This window comes from Streptomyces sp. NPDC058464 (assembly GCF_042721035.1).
Taxonomy (GTDB): Bacteria; Actinomycetota; Actinomycetes; order Streptomycetales; family Streptomycetaceae; genus Streptomyces.
The window spans coordinates 16,663-33,051 of sequence record NZ_JBHXMA010000024.1; the positions used below are offsets into that span (position 1 = coordinate 16,663).

Annotated in this window: 15 protein-coding genes; 9 read left to right on the forward strand and 6 right to left on the reverse strand. The window is 70.7% G+C overall.

Annotated features, from left to right (window positions below; genetic code table 11):
- The first annotated feature begins 83 nt into the window (after positions 1-83).
- Both ACFWPQ_RS28975 and ACFWPQ_RS28980 read left to right on the forward strand, forming a co-directional pair.
- Positions 84-1,769 carry a PQQ-binding-like beta-propeller repeat protein gene (locus tag ACFWPQ_RS28975; RefSeq protein WP_384040897.1) on the forward strand — a complete coding sequence of 562 codons (1,686 nt, stop codon included), beginning with the start codon at positions 84-86 and terminating at the stop codon, positions 1,767-1,769.
- 203 nt (positions 1,770-1,972) lie between these two features.
- On the forward strand, positions 1,973-2,665 hold the full coding sequence (locus tag ACFWPQ_RS28980; protein WP_384040900.1) for a LuxR C-terminal-related transcriptional regulator: 693 nt from the start codon (positions 1,973-1,975) through the stop codon (positions 2,663-2,665).
- Between the two features lie 78 nt (positions 2,666-2,743).
- On the opposite strand, the gene ACFWPQ_RS28985 is transcribed toward ACFWPQ_RS28980, so the two are convergent.
- Together ACFWPQ_RS28985 and ACFWPQ_RS28990 are read right to left on the reverse strand one after the other, a co-directional pair.
- Positions 2,744-3,067 carry a hypothetical protein gene (locus tag ACFWPQ_RS28985; RefSeq protein WP_384040903.1) on the reverse strand — a complete coding sequence of 108 codons (324 nt, stop codon included), beginning with the start codon at positions 3,065-3,067 and terminating at the stop codon, positions 2,744-2,746.
- Positions 3,068-3,094: 27 nt separating this feature from the next.
- Entirely contained in the window at positions 3,095-4,723 is a 1,629-nt protein-coding gene (locus ACFWPQ_RS28990) for a sodium:solute symporter family protein (protein WP_384041258.1), read from the reverse strand.
- A gap of 233 nt (positions 4,724-4,956) precedes the next feature.
- Between ACFWPQ_RS28990 and galT the strand changes: the two genes are divergently transcribed.
- The 3 genes from galT to galK are packed head-to-tail and all read left to right on the forward strand — an operon-like array spanning position 4,957 to position 8,141.
- Complete coding sequence (gene galT, locus ACFWPQ_RS28995; protein ID WP_384040906.1) at positions 4,957-6,015, forward strand: galactose-1-phosphate uridylyltransferase; 1,059 nt, start codon at positions 4,957-4,959, stop codon at positions 6,013-6,015.
- Entirely contained in the window at positions 6,015-6,983 is a 969-nt protein-coding gene (gene galE, locus ACFWPQ_RS29000; protein WP_384040909.1) for a UDP-glucose 4-epimerase GalE, read from the forward strand. Before galT ends, galE begins: the two co-directional genes overlap by 1 nt.
- The gene (gene galK / locus ACFWPQ_RS29005) at positions 6,984-8,141 is read left to right on the forward strand and encodes a galactokinase (protein ID WP_384040912.1); all 1,158 of its coding nucleotides are present in this window, start codon (positions 6,984-6,986) and stop codon (positions 8,139-8,141) included.
- Between the two features lie 3 nt (positions 8,142-8,144).
- On the opposite strand, the gene ACFWPQ_RS29010 is transcribed toward galK, so the two are convergent.
- A complete protein-coding gene (locus ACFWPQ_RS29010) occupies positions 8,145-8,603 on the reverse strand; it encodes a GNAT family N-acetyltransferase (RefSeq protein WP_384040915.1) in 459 nt (152 codons plus the stop codon).
- A 261-nt stretch (positions 8,604-8,864) separates the two neighbouring features.
- Between ACFWPQ_RS29010 and ACFWPQ_RS29015 the strand changes: the two genes are divergently transcribed.
- Entirely contained in the window at positions 8,865-9,638 is a 774-nt protein-coding gene (locus ACFWPQ_RS29015; RefSeq protein WP_384040918.1) for a LuxR C-terminal-related transcriptional regulator, read from the forward strand.
- 119 nt (positions 9,639-9,757) lie between these two features.
- Here ACFWPQ_RS29015 and tamR read toward each other — a convergent pair whose 3' ends face one another.
- Positions 9,758-10,255, reverse strand: coding sequence for a MarR family transcriptional regulator TamR (tamR, locus tag ACFWPQ_RS29020; RefSeq protein WP_384040921.1), 498 nt, complete (start codon positions 10,253-10,255; stop codon positions 9,758-9,760).
- 89 nt (positions 10,256-10,344) lie between these two features.
- On the opposite strand from tamR, the gene ACFWPQ_RS29025 reads away from it, so the two are divergent.
- Positions 10,345-11,157 (forward strand): trans-aconitate 2-methyltransferase, encoded by an 813-nt coding sequence (locus ACFWPQ_RS29025; RefSeq protein ID WP_384040924.1) that lies wholly within the window; start codon positions 10,345-10,347, stop codon positions 11,155-11,157.
- Positions 11,157-11,522 (forward strand): VOC family protein, encoded by a 366-nt coding sequence (locus tag ACFWPQ_RS29030; RefSeq protein ID WP_384040927.1) that lies wholly within the window; start codon positions 11,157-11,159, stop codon positions 11,520-11,522. Before ACFWPQ_RS29025 ends, ACFWPQ_RS29030 begins: the two co-directional genes overlap by 1 nt.
- 22 nt (positions 11,523-11,544) lie before the next feature.
- On the opposite strand, the gene ACFWPQ_RS29035 is transcribed toward ACFWPQ_RS29030, so the two are convergent.
- Positions 11,545-12,219, reverse strand: a complete 675-nt coding sequence (locus ACFWPQ_RS29035; RefSeq protein ID WP_384040930.1) for a TetR family transcriptional regulator — start codon at positions 12,217-12,219, stop codon at positions 11,545-11,547.
- Positions 12,216-13,226, reverse strand: a complete 1,011-nt coding sequence (locus ACFWPQ_RS29040; protein WP_384040933.1) for an acyl-CoA desaturase — start codon at positions 13,224-13,226, stop codon at positions 12,216-12,218. Before ACFWPQ_RS29040 ends, ACFWPQ_RS29035 begins: the two co-directional genes overlap by 4 nt.
- A 308-nt stretch (positions 13,227-13,534) precedes the next feature.
- Here ACFWPQ_RS29040 and ppc point away from each other — a divergent pair, with 308 nt between their 5' ends.
- Entirely contained in the window at positions 13,535-16,285 is a 2,751-nt protein-coding gene (ppc, locus tag ACFWPQ_RS29045) for a phosphoenolpyruvate carboxylase (RefSeq protein WP_384040936.1), read from the forward strand.
- Positions 16,286-16,389 lie beyond the last annotated feature (104 nt).

The following is a 16,389-nucleotide window of genomic DNA, read 5'->3' on the forward strand; positions in this document are numbered from 1 at the left end:
GGGGCCCGTCCCGTGCCGCCCGCAGTCCGTCAGCCCGCGCCGTCCGCAGCCCTCTCGCGCGCCGTCCTCCGAGGTACCCCGTCATGACCCAGCCGCCCCCTCCGCCCCCCAACCAGCCCCCGCAGCAGCCCGGTTTCGGCGCACCCCAGCCACCCCAGCCGGGTTACGGCTACCCACAGCAGCCCCCGGCCCCCCAGCCGGGTTACGGCTATCCGCAACAGCCCCCGAACCCGTACGCCCAGCAGCCCGGCTACGGCTATCCGAACCAGCCGCCCCAGCCCGGCTACGGCTACCCCGGCGGCCAACCGGGCGGCCCCGCTCCCGGCCCCGGCCGGAACAACGCCACGCTGCTCATCGTCGTCGCGGCGGTCGCCGCCATCGCGCTGATCGTCGGCGGCGGCATCTGGTACGCCAAGTCCTCCGGCGGAGACGGCAGGAAGGACGACACCGCGAGCTCCGGCGGCGGCACCGCCGGCGGCCAGGATGCGAACGGCGGCAAGAACGGCAAGGGCACCGAGAAGGTGCCCGCGGACCCCACCTCCAAGGTCCTCTTCCAGGTCCCGTTGCCGACGGCGAAGGACACGACCGTCACCGCCGGTTCCTGGCTCACCGACAAGGTGTACGCGAAGAGCGGCATCGCCGAGATCACCGGCTACGACCCCGACTCGGGCGCCAAGCTGTGGACGGTCCCGCTGTCCGGCCCGGTCTGCCGTGCCACCGGGCACGTCAGCGCCGACGGCCGGACCGCGGTCGTCTTCCAGCCGAAGATGCCCGCGAAGGGCTCCACGGCCGGCTGCACCCAGGTCGCCGCGATCGACCTGAACGCGGGCAGGAAACTGTGGACCCAGGCGGTCAAGTCCGGTGACGTCCCGCTCAACTTCGACAATGTGACGGTCGCTCAGCAGACGGTCGCGGTCGGCGGCACCAGCGGCGGCGCCGCCTTCGACCTCGCCTCCGGCAAGATCCGCTGGCAGCCGAAGCCGGCCGACAGCTGCTACGACGCCGGCTACGGCGGCGGCGCCAAGCTGGTCGCGGTCCGCAGGTGCGGCAGCGGCGACACCGGCCAGCTGCACATCCAGACCCTCGACCCGGTCTCCGGCAAGGTGCTCTCCGAGTACAAGATGACCTCGGGCATCGACTACGCGAGCGTCGTCTCGACCGACCCGCTGGTGGTGGCCGCCGACATCAACGACAGCGCGGGCGACGGCAGCGGCTTCTCGGACGTCTTCTCCATCGACGACAGGTCCGGCGCACTGCGCACCCGTATCTCCACCCCGGGCAGCTCCTACGCGGCCCGCTGCGACGGCATCTACGAGCTGGAGAAGTGCTCGGGAGTTGCCGTCGGCAACGACAGGCTGTACCTGGCGACCGAGGAGCACGACGGCGACGGGGACTACACGAAGACCAACGAGATCGTCGCCTTCGACCTGGCCACCGGCAAGCAGACCGGCCAGCGCGCCGACGCCGGGGACAACTACACGATCACGCCCCTGCGCATGGACGGCCCCGATGTGATCGCGTACAAGAACGCGCCGTACGACAAGGGCGCCCAGGTCGTCAGCATCGACGGCGGATCCTTCAAGGAGACCAAACTGCTGGAGAACCCGGCGACCACGGCGGTCAAGGCGGTGGAGACCACCATGTCGCCGGAGTACGCCGAGGCCCTCTACTCCCAGGGACACCTCTACCTGTCCGCCGGGTACGCCCACACCGCCACTTCGTCGTCGGCCAAGGAGTACCTGGTCACCGCCTTCGGTACGGGTGGCTGATACGCGCTCTCCACCCGCGAATGAGAGAAAACCCAGAGATTCCTCCGATCCGGGGCACTTCTCATCAGTAGGGGCAGCGCAACGTCGAACAAGCGTGTAGCTTCCGGGGGCATGAAGGACGAGGTGCCGGGGGGCCCTCTGTCCATGCGGACCAGTGGGCATCCATAGTGGGGCATCCATTGGGGGGACTGGGGGGTTGCTCTATGGGAGTGCGGCTCATGGTGGTCGACGACCACCGGTTGCTCGCGGAGGCGTTGGCCTCGGCGCTGAAACTGCGCGGCCACCGGGTGCTGGCCGCGGCGGCACCGGCGGCGGGCGCGGCCGAGCTGGTCATCACACGGGCACCCGAGGTGTGCCTGCTCGGTACGGCGGCACCGGCGGAGCCGGGGATCTTCGACCCGGTGGTGCGGATCAAGAAGGAGCGGCCGCAGGTCGCGGTGCTGGTGCTGGGCCCGGTGCCGTCCCCGCGGGGCATCGCGGCGGCCTTCGCCGCGGGCGCCTCCGGGTACGTACGGCACGACGAGCGGATAGAAGGCGTCGAGCGCGCGATCATGAAGGCGCGGGCCGGGGAGGCCGCCGTGGCACCCGCCCTGCTCCAGGGCGCCTTCGCCGAACTCCTCAACCCCGCCGCCCAGCCCGACGACGAGGGCCAACGCCTCCTCCAGATGCTCACCCCGAGGGAGGTGGAGGTCCTGGTGCGGGTGGCGGACGGCGAGGACACCCGCCTCATCGCCGCGGGCATGGGCATCGCCCCGAGCACGGCCCGGACCCATGTGCAGAGGGTGCTGATGAAGCTGGGGGTGGGGTCGAGGCTGGAGGCGGCGGCCTTGGCGGCACGGACTGGGCTACTGGATCGAGCGGGACCTCTGAACGGCGGCGCAGAAGCGCCCCTTTAGGGGCGCGGGGCTGTTTCCATGTGCGGCTCCGCCGCGCGTGCGCGACCAGCCCCCACGTACCCGCAGCCGAACGACGGCCTATTCGGGCTCGTCAGAAGGAGGAAGCGGAGGGGGAGTAGGACGCAGCCACAGCCACACCAAGAAGAACACCCCCAGCAGCAGCATCCCGATCCCCGTCCACAGGTTGATGTTGATCCCCTGCGCCTTGTCGATCTCGGCCTGCGAGTCCGTGATCCCGGTGATCGTGACGATGATCCCGTACAGCACGAACAACCCGCCGATGATCCGTCGCAGGTCGAAGATCCGCGCGGCCGTCGCGGACTTGCCCTCCAGCTCGGTGACTTCCCGCTGGACGTCCTGCTCGGAGTAGTGGAACCCGGAGTGCCCGGAGTCGTCGGTCATGGTCTCTCCATTCTGCGGCGACGGCGATCAGAACGAGAACGGGATGTAGCAGAGCGCGGCCAGGATCACCGCGCCCCAGCCCAGCAGCGCCGGCCGGCGGTACCACGCGTCGTCGCCCGCGGCGGGCGCCTCGGCCATGCCGGGGGAACTCGTGCCGTAGACGAGGCCCGCGAGCTCCGCCTCCGGCTTCGGCGCGGTGAACAGGGACACGATCACCATCACCACCGCGCCGGCGACGAACCCGGCGATCGCGGAGACGAAGTTGGCGCCCTGGTCGGAGGGGATGCCGATGATGCCCCTCTTGTAGAGGACGAAGTAGTTGACCATCGCGGTCACGGTGCCGGCGAGCAGCCCCCAGAAGCCGGACTTCGCCGAGGCCCGCTTCCAGAACATGCCGACGATGAAGACGACGAACATCGGCACGTTGAAGAAGGAGAACAGCGTCTGGAGGTAACTCATGATGTTCGAGAACGACGACGCCAGGAACGCCGTACCGATCGACGCGCACACGCCGATCGCCGTGATGAGGCGTCCGAAGCGCACGTAGTAGCCGTCCTCCCGGCCCCGGACCACGTACTTCGCCCAGATGTCCGTCGTGAACACGGTGTTGAAGGACGACACGTTGGCCGCCATACCGGCCATGAACGCGGCCAGCAGTCCGGTGACCGCGATGCCGAGCACGCCGTTGGGCAGGAGCTGCGACATCAGGTACGGGATCGCGTCGTTGTACTGGAGGTCCGAGCCGGACCTGCCGATGTCCGGCACCAGCGCGGCGGCGACCAGGCCCGGGATCATCACCAGGAAGACGATGAAGATCTTCGGGTAGGCGGCGATCAGCGGGGTGCGCTGGGCGGCGGAGAGGTTCTTCGCCGACAGGGCGCGCTGCACCTCGGCGAAGTTCGTCGTCCAGTAGCCGAAGGAGAGCACGAAGCCGAGGCCGACGACGATGGTCAGCCAGTTCGCGCCGAGCGGGTTGGCCGAGCCGATGCCGGTGCCGCCCCAGGCGGTCGTGAAGTTGTGGCCGTGGGTCGCGGTGAGCTTGTCGACCAGGCCGCCCCAGCCGCCCACCTTCTTCAGGCCGAGCACCGACAGCGGGATGAGGGCGGCCAGGATCACGAAGAACTGCAGTACCTCGTTGTAGATGGCCGAGGAGAGACCGCCGAGGGTGATGTACGCCAGCACGAACGCGCCGGCGACCACGATCGCCACCCACTGCGGCCAGCCGAGGAGCGCCTCCACGACGATCGCCAGGGCGTACAGGTTCACACCGGCGATCAGGATGGCCGCGAAGGCGAACAGGATCGAACTGAGCAGGTGTGCGGCTCTGTCGAAGCGGAGCAGCAGCATCTCGGGGACCGAGCGGACCTTGCTGCCGTAGTAGAAGGGCATCATCACCAGGCCCAGGAAGACCATGGCCGGAATGGCGCCGATCCAGTACCAGTGCACGGTGTACGCGCCGTACTGCGCGCTGTTGGCGGCCATGCCGAGGATCTCGGTGGCGGCCAGGTTCGCCGAGATGAACGCGAGGCCGGTGATCCAGGCGGGCAGCGACCGCCCGGAGAGGAAGAAGTCGAGGCTGGTCTTCACCGAGCGGCGGGCCGCGAAGCCGATGCCCAGGACGACGACGAAGTAGATCGCGAGGATCGTGTAGTCCAGGCCGTTGGTGGGGAGTCGTAGCCCCGCCGCGAGGTTCCTGGTGAGGTCCGTGGTGAGGTCCGTCGCGAGGTGTGTGGGGGATACGGGGGCATCTGTGGGGTTCTGCACCCGGTAATTCAACACTTTCGTTGTCTCACCTTGATTGATTGCGATGTTGACTGGGGTGGTGAGTTGTGTTTTGGTGTGTTCGGTTCTGTTTGATGGTTGGCTGGCTCGATCAATGGGAGTCCGCAGTGAAGAAGACCTCGACCCGGCTGGCCGACGGTCGCGAACTCATCTACTACGACCTGCGCGACGACACCGTGCGGGACGCGGTGGACCGCCGTCCGCTGGAGCGGACGCACACCACCTCCGAGATCCGGAGGGACCCGCTCCTCGGCGACCAGGTCGCCATCGCCTCGCACCGGCAGGGCCGCACCTACCACCCGCCGGCCGACCAGTGCCCGCTGTGCCCGACCAAGGGCGACCGGCTGAGCGAGATCCCGGACTCGTCGTACGACGTCGTGGTCTTCGAGAACCGCTTCCCCTCGCTGGCCGGCGACTCCGGGCGCTGCGAGGTGGTCTGCTTCACCTCGGACCACGACGCGTCCTTCGCGAGCCTCACCGAGGAGCAGGCGGGCCTGGTCCTGGACGCGTGGACCGACCGGACCTCGGAGCTGTCCCACCTCCCCTCCGTCGAGCAGGTGTTCTGCTTCGAGAACCGCGGCGAGGAGATCGGCGTGACGCTCGGCCACCCGCACGGCCAGATCTACGCCTACCCCTTCACCACCCCGCGCACCGCCCTGATGCTGCGCTCCATCGCGGCCCACAAGGAGGCGACGGGCGGGGAGAACCTCTTCGACGCCGTGCTGGCGCGTGAACTCGCCGACGAGCGGGTCGTCCTTGAGAGTGAACACTGGGTCGCCTACGTGCCGTACGCGGCACACTGGCCGTACGAGGTCCACCTGTACCCGAAGCGCCGCGTCCCCGACCTGCTCGGGCTCGACGAGGCGGCACGCTCAGAGTTCCCCCAGGTTTATCTGGAACTCTTGAGGCGCTTCGACCGTATCTTCGGTGAGGGTGAGCCTCCCACGCCCTACATCGCCGCCTGGCACCAGGCGCCGTTCGGGACGCTGGAGGAGTTCGAGGGTGTCACGCGCGACGACTTCGCGCTCCACCTGGAGCTTTTCACCATCCGCCGAACGTCCGGCAAGCTGAAGTTTCTCGCGGGTTCCGAGTCGGGCATGAGCGTGTTCATCAACGACGTGCCGCCGGAGCGCGCGGCCGAGCGACTGCGAGAGGTAGCGAGTTGATGAAGTACCTGGTGACGGGCGGGGCGGGTTACGTCGGCAGCGTGGTCGCCCAGCACCTGCTGGAGGCGGGCCACGAGGTCACCGTCCTCGACAACCTCTCCACGGGCTTCCGTGAGGGCGTCCCCGCGGGCGCCGCCTTCGTCGAGGGCGACATCCGCGACGCCGCCAAGTGGCTGGACTCCTCCTACGAGGCGGTGCTGCACTTCGCCGCGTTCTCCCAGGTCGGCGAGTCGGTCGTGAAGCCCGAGAAGTACTGGGACAACAACGTCGGCGGCACCATGGCGCTGCTCGCCGCGATGCGCGAGGCCGGCGTCCGCAAGCTCGTCTTCTCCTCCACGGCGGCCACCTACGGCGAGCCGGAGCAGGTCCCGATCGTCGAGACCGCCCCCACGCGGCCGACCAACCCGTACGGCGCCACCAAGCTCGCCGTCGACCACATGATCACCGGCGAGGCCGCCGCGCACGGCCTGGGCGCGGTCTCCCTGCGCTACTTCAACGTGGCCGGCGCGTACGGCGCGCAGGGCGAGCGCCACAACCCCGAGTCACACCTGATCCCCCTGGTCCTCCAGGTCGCCCAGGGCAAGCGGGACGCGATCTCCGTCTTCGGCGACGACTACCCGACGCCCGACGGCACCTGCATCCGCGACTACATCCACGTCGCCGACCTGGCCGACGCCCACCTGCTGGCCCTCACGGCCGCCAAGCCCGGCGAGCACCTGATCTGCAACCTCGGCAACGGCGAGGGCTTCTCGGTCCGCGAGGTGATCGAGACGGTCCGGCAGGTCACCGGTCACCCGATCCCCGAGGTCGTGGCCCCGCGCCGGGGCGGCGACCCGGCCGTCCTGGTCGCCTCGGCGGCCACCGCCCGCGAGAAGCTGGGCTGGAACCCGACCCGCGCGGACCTCGCGGGGATCGTCGCGGACGCCTGGGAGTTCGCTCGGACCATCAGCGCAGCAAGGGAGCAGTAGGTGGGGGCAGCACAGCAGGTCAGAGGCGCCTTCGAGGAGCTGTACGGGACGGCTCCCGACGGCGTCTGGGCGGCACCGGGCCGGGTCAACCTGATCGGCGAGCACACCGACTACAACGACGGCTTCGTGATGCCGTTCGCGCTGCCGCACGTGGCGACGGCCGCCGTCGCCCGCCGTACCGACGGCGTGCTGCGGCTGCACTCCTCGGACGTCGACGGCGGGATCGTCGAGCTCTCCCTCGACGCCCTGGAACCCGGCACCGACCGGGAGTGGACGGAGTACCCGGCGGGCGTCGTCTGGGCGCTGCGCGAGGCCGGCCACCCGGTCACCGGCGCCGACGTCCACCTCGCCTCCACCGTGCCGACCGGCGCCGGCCTCTCCTCCTCCGCGGCCCTGGAGGTGGTGATCGCCCTCGCGCTCAACGACCTCTACGAACTGGGCCTGCAGCGCTGGCAGCTGGCCCGCCTGTGCCAGCGCGCGGAGAACGTCTACGTCGGGGCGCCGACCGGCATCATGGACCAGACGGCGTCCGCCTGCTGCGAGGCCGGCCACGCCCTGTTCCTCGACACCCGCGACCTCTCGCAGAAGCAGATCCCCTTCGACCTCGCGGCCGAGGGCATGCGTCTGCTGGTCGTCGACACCCAGGTCAAGCACGCCCACAGCGGCGGCGAGTACGGCAAGCGCCGCGCGGGCTGCGAGAAGGGCGCGGCCCTGCTGGGCGTGGACGCGCTGCGGGACATCGCCTACGACGACCTCGACGCGTCGCTCGAACGCCTCGGCGACGAGGCGGAGGTACGGCGCCTGGTCCGCCACGTCGTCACCGAGGACCACCGCGTCGAGCGCGTCGTGGCCCTCCTGGAGGCGGGCGACACCCGCGCCATCGGCCCGGTCCTCACCGAGGGGCATGCCTCCCTCCGTGACGACTTCCAGGTCTCCTGCCCCGAGCTGGACCTGGTCGTGGAGGCGGCGAACTCGGCCGGCGCCCTGGGGGCCCGGATGACCGGCGGCGGCTTCGGCGGCTCGGCGATCGTCCTCACCGAGGCGGCCGACGTCGACACGATCACCAAGGCGGTCGAGGAGGCCTTCGCGGCGGCCGGTTTCACGGCCCCGCGGGTGTTCGAGGCGGTGCCGTCGGCGGGCGCCCGCCAGGAGAGCTGAGGCTCAGCCCAGCCGCTTCGTCAGCGTGTACTCCGTGATCCCCGGCGGATAGTCGGGGATCACGCACACCACCTCGTACCCCTGCTTCTTGTAGAACTCCGGGGCCTGGAAGTCCCAGGTCTCCAGGCGGGCCGCGGTGCAGCCGCGGTCGGTGCGGGCGATGTGCTCGGCCTCCGCGAGCAGACTGCCGCCGAGGCCGGTGCCGCGATGGCGGGCGTCCACCCAGAGGTAGGTGACGTGCAGCCAGGACGCCCAGCTGTGCCCGACCAGACCGCCGGCCAGGTCGCCCGAGCCCTCGTCCATCGCCCAGAGGTGCAGCGGGACCTCGCGCTCGGCCGGGGTGCCGCGCAGGGCCGCCAGGACGGGGGAGGCCGCCGTGTTGGTGGCCAGCAGCCGGGCGCGGAGCAGATCGCGTCGTTCCTTGTCGACTTCCGCCTCAATACGAAACATGCGGCACACCATAAACGCGTCGGCCGGGCAGTTCTGCAAATTGCCTTCCGCTCCCGGCGACCGCCCGTACTCTGATGAGCAGTACCGGTGGGGGCCGGTACTGATCAGGGGGCGAGACAAGTCGGATACGACGCCCGCGGTGGGGGTAGCAGTTCAGGCACGGCGGCGGCCGTGCGGTTCCGTCCCTCCGCGGGTGTCGTGTCCGCATGGGTCGTCGTTCTCCGGACCTTGGGGTATCCCCTGCTCGTGAAGAGCACTGGGGAAGGGGGTTTCGTGGTTCGCATCCGAGTCCTGGTCGTCGACGACCACCGCATCTTCGCCGAGTCTCTGGCCGCCGCACTGGCCGCCGAGCCGGACGTCGACGTGTCCGCGGCCGGCAGCGGTCCGGCCGCGCTGCGCTGCCTGGAGCGCGCGGTCGCCGAGGGCCGCCGCTACGACGTGCTGCTCGTCGACGCCGACCTGGGCGGTCAACTGCCCGGCGGCAGAGCGGCCGTGCCGGTGCAGGAGGCCAACGAGGAGGGGCTGGTCGACGGCATATCGCTGGTCGCCGGCGTCCGCTCGGCCCAGCCCGCCGTGCGGGTCGTCGTCCTCGCCGAGAAGGACGACCCGCGGCGCGCGGCCCTGGCCCTGCAGGCCGGCGCCTGCGGCTGGGTCGCCAAGGACTGCTCGCTCTCCCGGCTGCTGAACGTCATCCGGGGCGTGCTGCGCGACGAGACGCATCTGCCGCCCGCCCTGCTGACCGGGGTGCTGCGGGAGTTGACGGCCGCGCGCAAGCACCGCACCGAGAGCGAACGGCTCGTGGAGTCCCTCACGCCGAGGGAGCGGGAAGTGCTCCGGTGCATGGTGGCGGGCCTGGGGCGCAAGGCCGTCGCCGAGCGCCTCTTCCTGTCCCCGCACACCGTCCGCACCCATATGCAGAACGTCCTCGGCAAACTGGGCGTCCACTCCACCCTGGCGGCGGTCGCGCTCGCGCGGCGAGCGGGGGTCGGGCCGGTGGACCTGGGGCCTGCTGGGCGGATCATGCCGGAGGAGAGCAGCAGCGCCTGACCGGCGCCCCGTAAGGGGCGCGGGGCTGTATCAATATGCGGCTCCGCCGCGTGGGCGCGCCCAGCCACGACGGCGCCGCAGCCGACCGACGGCCTACCGCGGCACTCCCAGCGGAGCGCCTAGCCCGGGATGTTGTCGAACGGCGCCGTCAACTGCCGTAGCAGCCCCGCGAGTTCGGTCCGCTGGGCGTGGGAGAGCTCGCCGAGGATCGCGCGCTCCTGGGCGAGCAGGCCCGCCAGGGCCTGGTCCGCGCGGTCCTGGCCCTCGGTGGTCAGGCGTACCAGCACGCCCCGCCGGTCGCTGGGGTCCGGCAGCCTTTCCACCAGGCCCTTCTTGGCCAGCCGGTCGATCCGGTTGGTCATCGTCCCCGAGGTGACCAGGGTCTGCGTCAGCAGCTGCCCGGGGGAGAGCTGGTACGGCGTGCCTGCGCGCCGCAGCGCGGTCAGCACGTCGAACTCCCAGGGTTCCAGGCTGTGCTCGGCGAAGGCCAGCCGACGTGCCCGGTCCAGATGCCGTGCCAGCCGGCTCACCCGGCTGAGCACCTCGAGCGGTTCCACGTCGAGGTCCGGGCGCTCCCGGCGCCACGCAGCCACCAGCCGATCGACCTCGTCCTCCATGACGATCAGTGTAGTGGTTGTGTCGACGTGAAGTCTCTTGATATCGAGTCTCTTGACATCAAGAGATCTTCCCGGGGAGAGTGGTGTGCATGACGACGCCCTCCTGGGACCCCACCCAGTACCTCCGCCACGCCGGCCACCGCGCCCGCCCCTTCGCCGACCTCCTCGCCCGCGTCCCCGACCTCCCCGGCGAACCCCCGGTCATCGCCGATCTCGGCTGCGGTCCCGGCAACGTGACCGCCGTCCTCGCCGAGCGCTGGCCCACCGCGCACATCACCGGCTACGACAACTCCACCGCGATGCTCGACAAGGCCCAGGTCGACCACGCCGGACCCACCCCCGGCGGGGGCCGCCTCGACTTCGCCCACGCCGACCTGCGCAGCTGGGCGCCCGAACGGTCGTACGACCTGATCGTGTCGAACGCGGCGCTCCACTGGGTCCCCGGCCACCTCGACCGCTTCGCCGGCTGGCTGGACGCGCTCGTTCCCGGCGGCAGCTTCGCCTTCCAGCTGCCGAACAACATCGACGCGCCGCTGCACGCCCTGATGCGCGAGCTCGCCGCGACGCCCCGCTGGAAGGCCCGGCTCGCCGACGTCCTGCGCCACGAGGACTCCGTCCACCCGCCCGTCGCCTACCTGGACCGGCTCGCCCGCCTCGGCTGCGCCACCGACGTCTGGGAGACCACCTACCTGCACGTCCTGGAGGGCGAGGACCCCGTCCTGGACTGGGTCAAGGGCACCGGACTGCGCCCCGCCCTCACCGCCCTGGGCGACGACCCCGAGGCCCGGGACGCCTTCGTCGCCGAGTACCGCGACCTGCTGCGGGAGGCCTACCCGAGCGCCCCGTACGGCACGGTCCTGCCGTTCCGCCGCCTGTTCGCCGTCGCCCGCAAGGAGGGCTGATGCTCGCCGCCGTCGACCACGTCCAGCTCGCCGCCCCGCCCGGCTCGGAGGACGCGCTGCGGGCGTACTACGGGGACGTCCTCGGCATGACCGAGGTGGCCAAGCCTCCGGTGCTCGCGGCGCGCGGCGGCTGCTGGTTCGAGGCCGGTGCCGTCCGGCTCCACCTGGGCGTCGACAAGGACTTCCGGCCGGCGAAGAAGGCCCACCCGGGCCTGCGGGTCACGGACATCGACGCGTACGCCGCCCGGCTTACCGCCCACGGCGCCCCCGTCACCTGGGACGACGACCTCCCCGGCTACCGCCGCTTCTACTCCGAGGACCCCGTCGGCAACCGGCTGGAGTTCCTGGAGCCCTGCGGGACCTGAGGCGGTCCCGGGCCTCGCGGTGCTAGGCCTTGCGGCGCCCTATCAGGTGCGGCTTCGCCTCCAGGCCGTCCAGGCCGTGCCAGGCCAGGTTCACCAGATGGGCGGCGACCTCCGCCTTCTTCGGGCGGCGCACGTCCAGCCACCACTGGCCGGTCAGCGCCACCATGCCCACCAGCGCCTGCGCGTACAGCGGGGCCAGCTTGGGGTCGAAGCCGCGGCTCTTGAACTCGCGCCCCAGGATGTCCTCCACCTGGGTGGCGATGTCCGAGATGAGGGACGCGAAGGAACCCGTCGACTGCGGGATGGGGGAGTCCCGGACCAGGATCCGGAAGCCGTCCGTGTACTCCTCGATGTAGTCGAGGAGGGCGAAGGCCGCCTGTTCGCACAGTTCACGGGGGTGGCCGGCGGTGAGCGAGCCGGTCACCATGTCCAGCAGGCGCCGCATCTCGCGGTCCACCACGACCGCGTACAGCCCCTCCTTGCCGCCGAAGTGCTCGTACACCACCGGTTTGGAGACCCCGGCCTTCGCCGCGATCTCCTCCACCGAGGTGCCCTCGAAACCCTTCGCCGCGAAGAGGGTGCGACCGATCTCCAACAGCTGCTGGCGGCGCTCCGCCCCGGTCATACGGGTACGACGTGCCCGCCGCTGCTTTTCGGGACTGGGGGTGCTGGAGTCGGTCGCCACGGCGTCAATCATGCCGCCTTCGCGGCCTCCGCCCCCTGTCGGGAGCCGCCTTCCCCGGTGTCACGGCGCGAATCGATACGTGAGCGTGACGGCCAGCGCACGTCGTAGGCCCACCCCAGCTGCTCGCACCAGCGGATGATCCGCGCCGACGAGTCCAGCTGCCCGCGCTCCACCCCGTGCCGCGCCGAGGTCGGGTCGGCGTGGTGCAGGTTGTGCCAGGACTCGCCGCAGGACAGCACCGCCAGCCACCAGACGTTGCCCGAGCGGTCGCGCGACTTGAACGGCCGCTTGCCGACCGCGTGGCAGATCGAGTTGATCGACCACGTCACGTGATGGAGCAGCGCCACCCGGACGAGTGACCCCCAGAAGAACGCGGTGAACGCACCCCACCAGGACATCGTCACCAGCCCGCCGATCAGCGGCGGCAGCGCCAGCGACAGCGCGGTCCAGTAGATGAACTGCCGGGAGATGGTCCGGATCGCCGGGTCCTTGATCAGATCCGGCGCGTACTTCTCCTGCGGGGTCCGCTCCTCGTCGAACATCCAGGCGATGTGCGCCCACCACAGGCCCTTGATCAGCGCCGGCACCGTCTCGCCGTACCGCCACGGCGAATGCGGATCGCCCTCCGCGTCGGAGAACTTGTGGTGCTTGCGGTGGTCGGCCACCCAGCGCACCAGGGGCCCCTCCACCGCCAGCGACCCCGCGATCGCCAGCGCGATCCTGAGCGGCCGCTTCGCCTTGAAGGAACCGTGGGTGAAGTAGCGGTGGTAACCGATCGTCACGCCGTGACAGCCCAGATAGTAGAAGAACACCATCAGGCCCAGGTCGAGCCAGCTCACGCCCCATCCCCACGCCAGTGGCACCGCCGCCAGCAGCGCGAGGAACGGCACCACGATGAACAGCAACAGGGTGATCTGCTCCAGCGAACCCTTCCGCTCGCCCCCCAGGGTGGCGGAGGGGTGGGTGGTGTCGGCCGCCTTCCGGGGGTCTTCGATCACATTGGAACCAGACGAGGTCATGCGCGTTCCCTGTGGGGTCGAGTGTTGAGAGAGACGCCGATCCGCGGTGACCGGACGGGACGAAAGGAGTACTTCCCTACGGTTCCGTAACTTACGGCGACGTAAGTATGGCAGTGAGGCGTCTCGCGGCAAGAGCCCCAGAACCTGCGCGTCCTCATGGACACCTATCCTTGGAGTCGGTCGGACAGCGCGGTCCGCTCTGTTTCCTTCCCTGATGTCCGGCCCCTATGCGGACAGGCCCCGCCTGCCGCCCGGCCGACCGACGGGTTCCCTCCAGACGAGCTTCAACACTGCAAGGAGCCGCACCTGTGAGCAGTGCCGACGACCAGACCACCACGACCAGCAGTGAGCTGCGCGCCGACATCCGCCGACTGGGCGACCTCCTCGGCGAGACCCTCGTCCGCCAGGAGGGTCCCGAGCTGCTGGAACTCGTCGAGAAGGTCCGCCGCCTCACCCGCGAGGACGGCGAGGCCGCCGCCGAACTGCTGCGGGGCACCGAACTGGAGACCGCCGCCAAGCTGGTCCGCGCCTTCTCCACCTACTTCCACCTCGCCAACGTCACCGAGCAGGTGCACCGCGGCCGTGAGCTGCGCGCCCGCCGTGCCGCCGAGGGCGGCCTCCTCGCCCGCACCGCCGACCGGCTCAAGGACGCCGACCCCGAGCACCTGCGCCAGACCGTGCAGAACCTCAACGTGCGTCCGGTGTTCACGGCCCACCCCACCGAGGCCGCACGCCGTTCGGTCCTCAACAAGCTCCGGCGCATCGCCGCGCTCCTGGACACCCCGGTCATCGAGTCCGACCGCCGCCGCACCGACATCCGCCTCGCCGAGAACATCGACCTCGTCTGGCAGACCGACGAACTCCGCGTCGTCCGCCCCGAGCCCGCCGACGAGGCCCGCAACGCCATCTACTACCTGGACGAGCTGCACGCCGACGCGGTCGGCGACGTCCTGGAGGACCTGACGGCCGAGCTGGAGCGGGTCGGCGTGAAGCTCCCCGACGACACCCGCCCCCTCACCTTCGGCACCTGGATCGGCGGCGACCGCGACGGCAACCCCAACGTCACCCCCCAGGTCACCTGGGACGTCCTCATCCTCCAGCACGAACACGGCATCAACGACGCCCTGGAGATGATCGACGAGCTGCGCGGCTTCCTCTCCAACTCCATCCGCTACACCGGCGCCACCGAGGAACTCCTCGACTCCCTGCGCACCGACCTGGAGCTGCTGCCCGGGATCAGCCCCCGCTACAAGCGGCTCAACGCCGAGGAGCCCTACCGCCTCAAGGCCACCTGCATCCGGCAGAAGCTGATCAACACCAAGCAGCGCCTGGCCACCGGCACCCCGCACGAGCCGGGCCGCGACTACCTCGGCACCGCCGAACTCCTCGGCGACCTGCGCCTGATCCAGGCCTCCCTGCGCGAACACCGCGGCGGCCTGTTCGCCGACGGCCGCCTGGCCCGGACGATCCGCACCCTGGCCGCGTTCGGCCTCCAGCTCGCCACCATGGACGTCCGCGAGCACGCCGACGCCCACCACCACGCCCTCGGCCAGCTCTTCGACCGCCTCGGCGAGGAGTCCTGGCGCTACACCGACATGCCCCGCGAGTACCGCGCCAAGCTCCTCGCCAAGGAGCTGAGGTCACGCAGGCCGCTGGCCCCGACCCCGGCACCCGTCGACGCGGCCGGCGCCAAGACCCTGGGCGTCTTCGAGACCGTGAAGAAGGCCCTGGAGATCTTCGGCCCCGAGGTCGTCGAGTCGTACATCATCTCGATGTGCCAGGGCGCCGACGACGTCTTCGCCGCCGCCGTCCTCGCTCGCGAGGCCGGGCTGGTCGACCTGCACGCCGGCTGGGCCAAGGTCGGCATCGTGCCGCTCCTGGAGACCACCGACGAGCTCAAGGCCGCCGACACCATCCTGGAGGACATGCTCTCCGACCCCTCCTACCGGCGCCTGGTCGCGCTGCGCGGAGACGTCCAGGAGGTCATGCTCGGCTACTCCGACTCCTCCAAGTTCGGCGGCATCACCACCTCCCAGTGGGAGATCCACCGCGCCCAGCGCCGCCTGCGCGACGTCGCCCACCGCTACGGCGTCCGGCTGCGCCTCTTCCACGGCCGCGGCGGCACCGTCGGCCGCGGCGGCGGCCCCTCCCACGACGCCATCCTCGCCCAGCCCTGGGGCACCCTGGAGGGCGAGATCAAGGTGACCGAGCAGGGCGAGGTCATCTCCGACAAGTACCTGATCCCCTCCCTGGCCAGGGAGAACCTGGAACTGACGGTCGCCGCCACCCTCCAGGCCTCCGCCCTCCACACGTCCCCCCGCCAGTCCGTGGAGGCGCTGGCCCGCTGGGACGCCGCCATGGACGTCGTCTCCGACGCCGCCCACGCCGCCTACCGCCGCCTGGTAGAGGACCCCGACCTGCCGACGTACTTCCTCGCGTCGACGCCGGTGGACCAGCTCGCCGACCTGCACCTGGGCTCCCGGCCCTCCCGCCGCCCCGGCTCCGGCGTCTCGCTCGACGGCCTGCGCGCCATCCCGTGGGTGTTCGGCTGGACCCAGTCCCGGCAGATCGTCCCCGGCTGGTTCGGCGTCGGCTCCGGCCTCAAGGCCCTGCGCGAGGCCGGCCTGACTGCAACATTGGGAGGAGAGGGCGTCCTCGACGAGATGCACGAACAGTGGCACTTCTTCCGCAACTTCGTCTCCAACGTCGAGATGACCCTCGCCAAGACGGACCTGCGGATCGCCCAGCACTACGTCGACACCCTCGTCCCCGACCACCTCAAGCACGTCTTCGACACCATCAAGACCGAGCACGAGCTGACGGTCGCCGAGGTCCTGAAGATCACCGGTGAGGCCGAACTGCTGGACGCCACCCCGGTCCTCAAGCAGACCTTCACCATCCGCGACGCCTACCTGGACCCGATCTCCTACCTCCAGGTCACCCTCCTCAAGCGCCAGCGCGACGCGGCCGCAGCGGGAGAGGCGGCCGACCCGCTGCTCGCCCGCGCCCTGCTCCTCACGGTCAACGGCGTGGCGGCCGGCCTGCGCAACACCGGCTGACGGCTCCCGGACGCGGCGGTGGGGCCGGGGGGGGGCCCCCCGCCCCCCCGGGGGCCACCCCCCCGCGACAGGCCCCGCGGCCGCCACCCCGCGGGCCCCCCCCC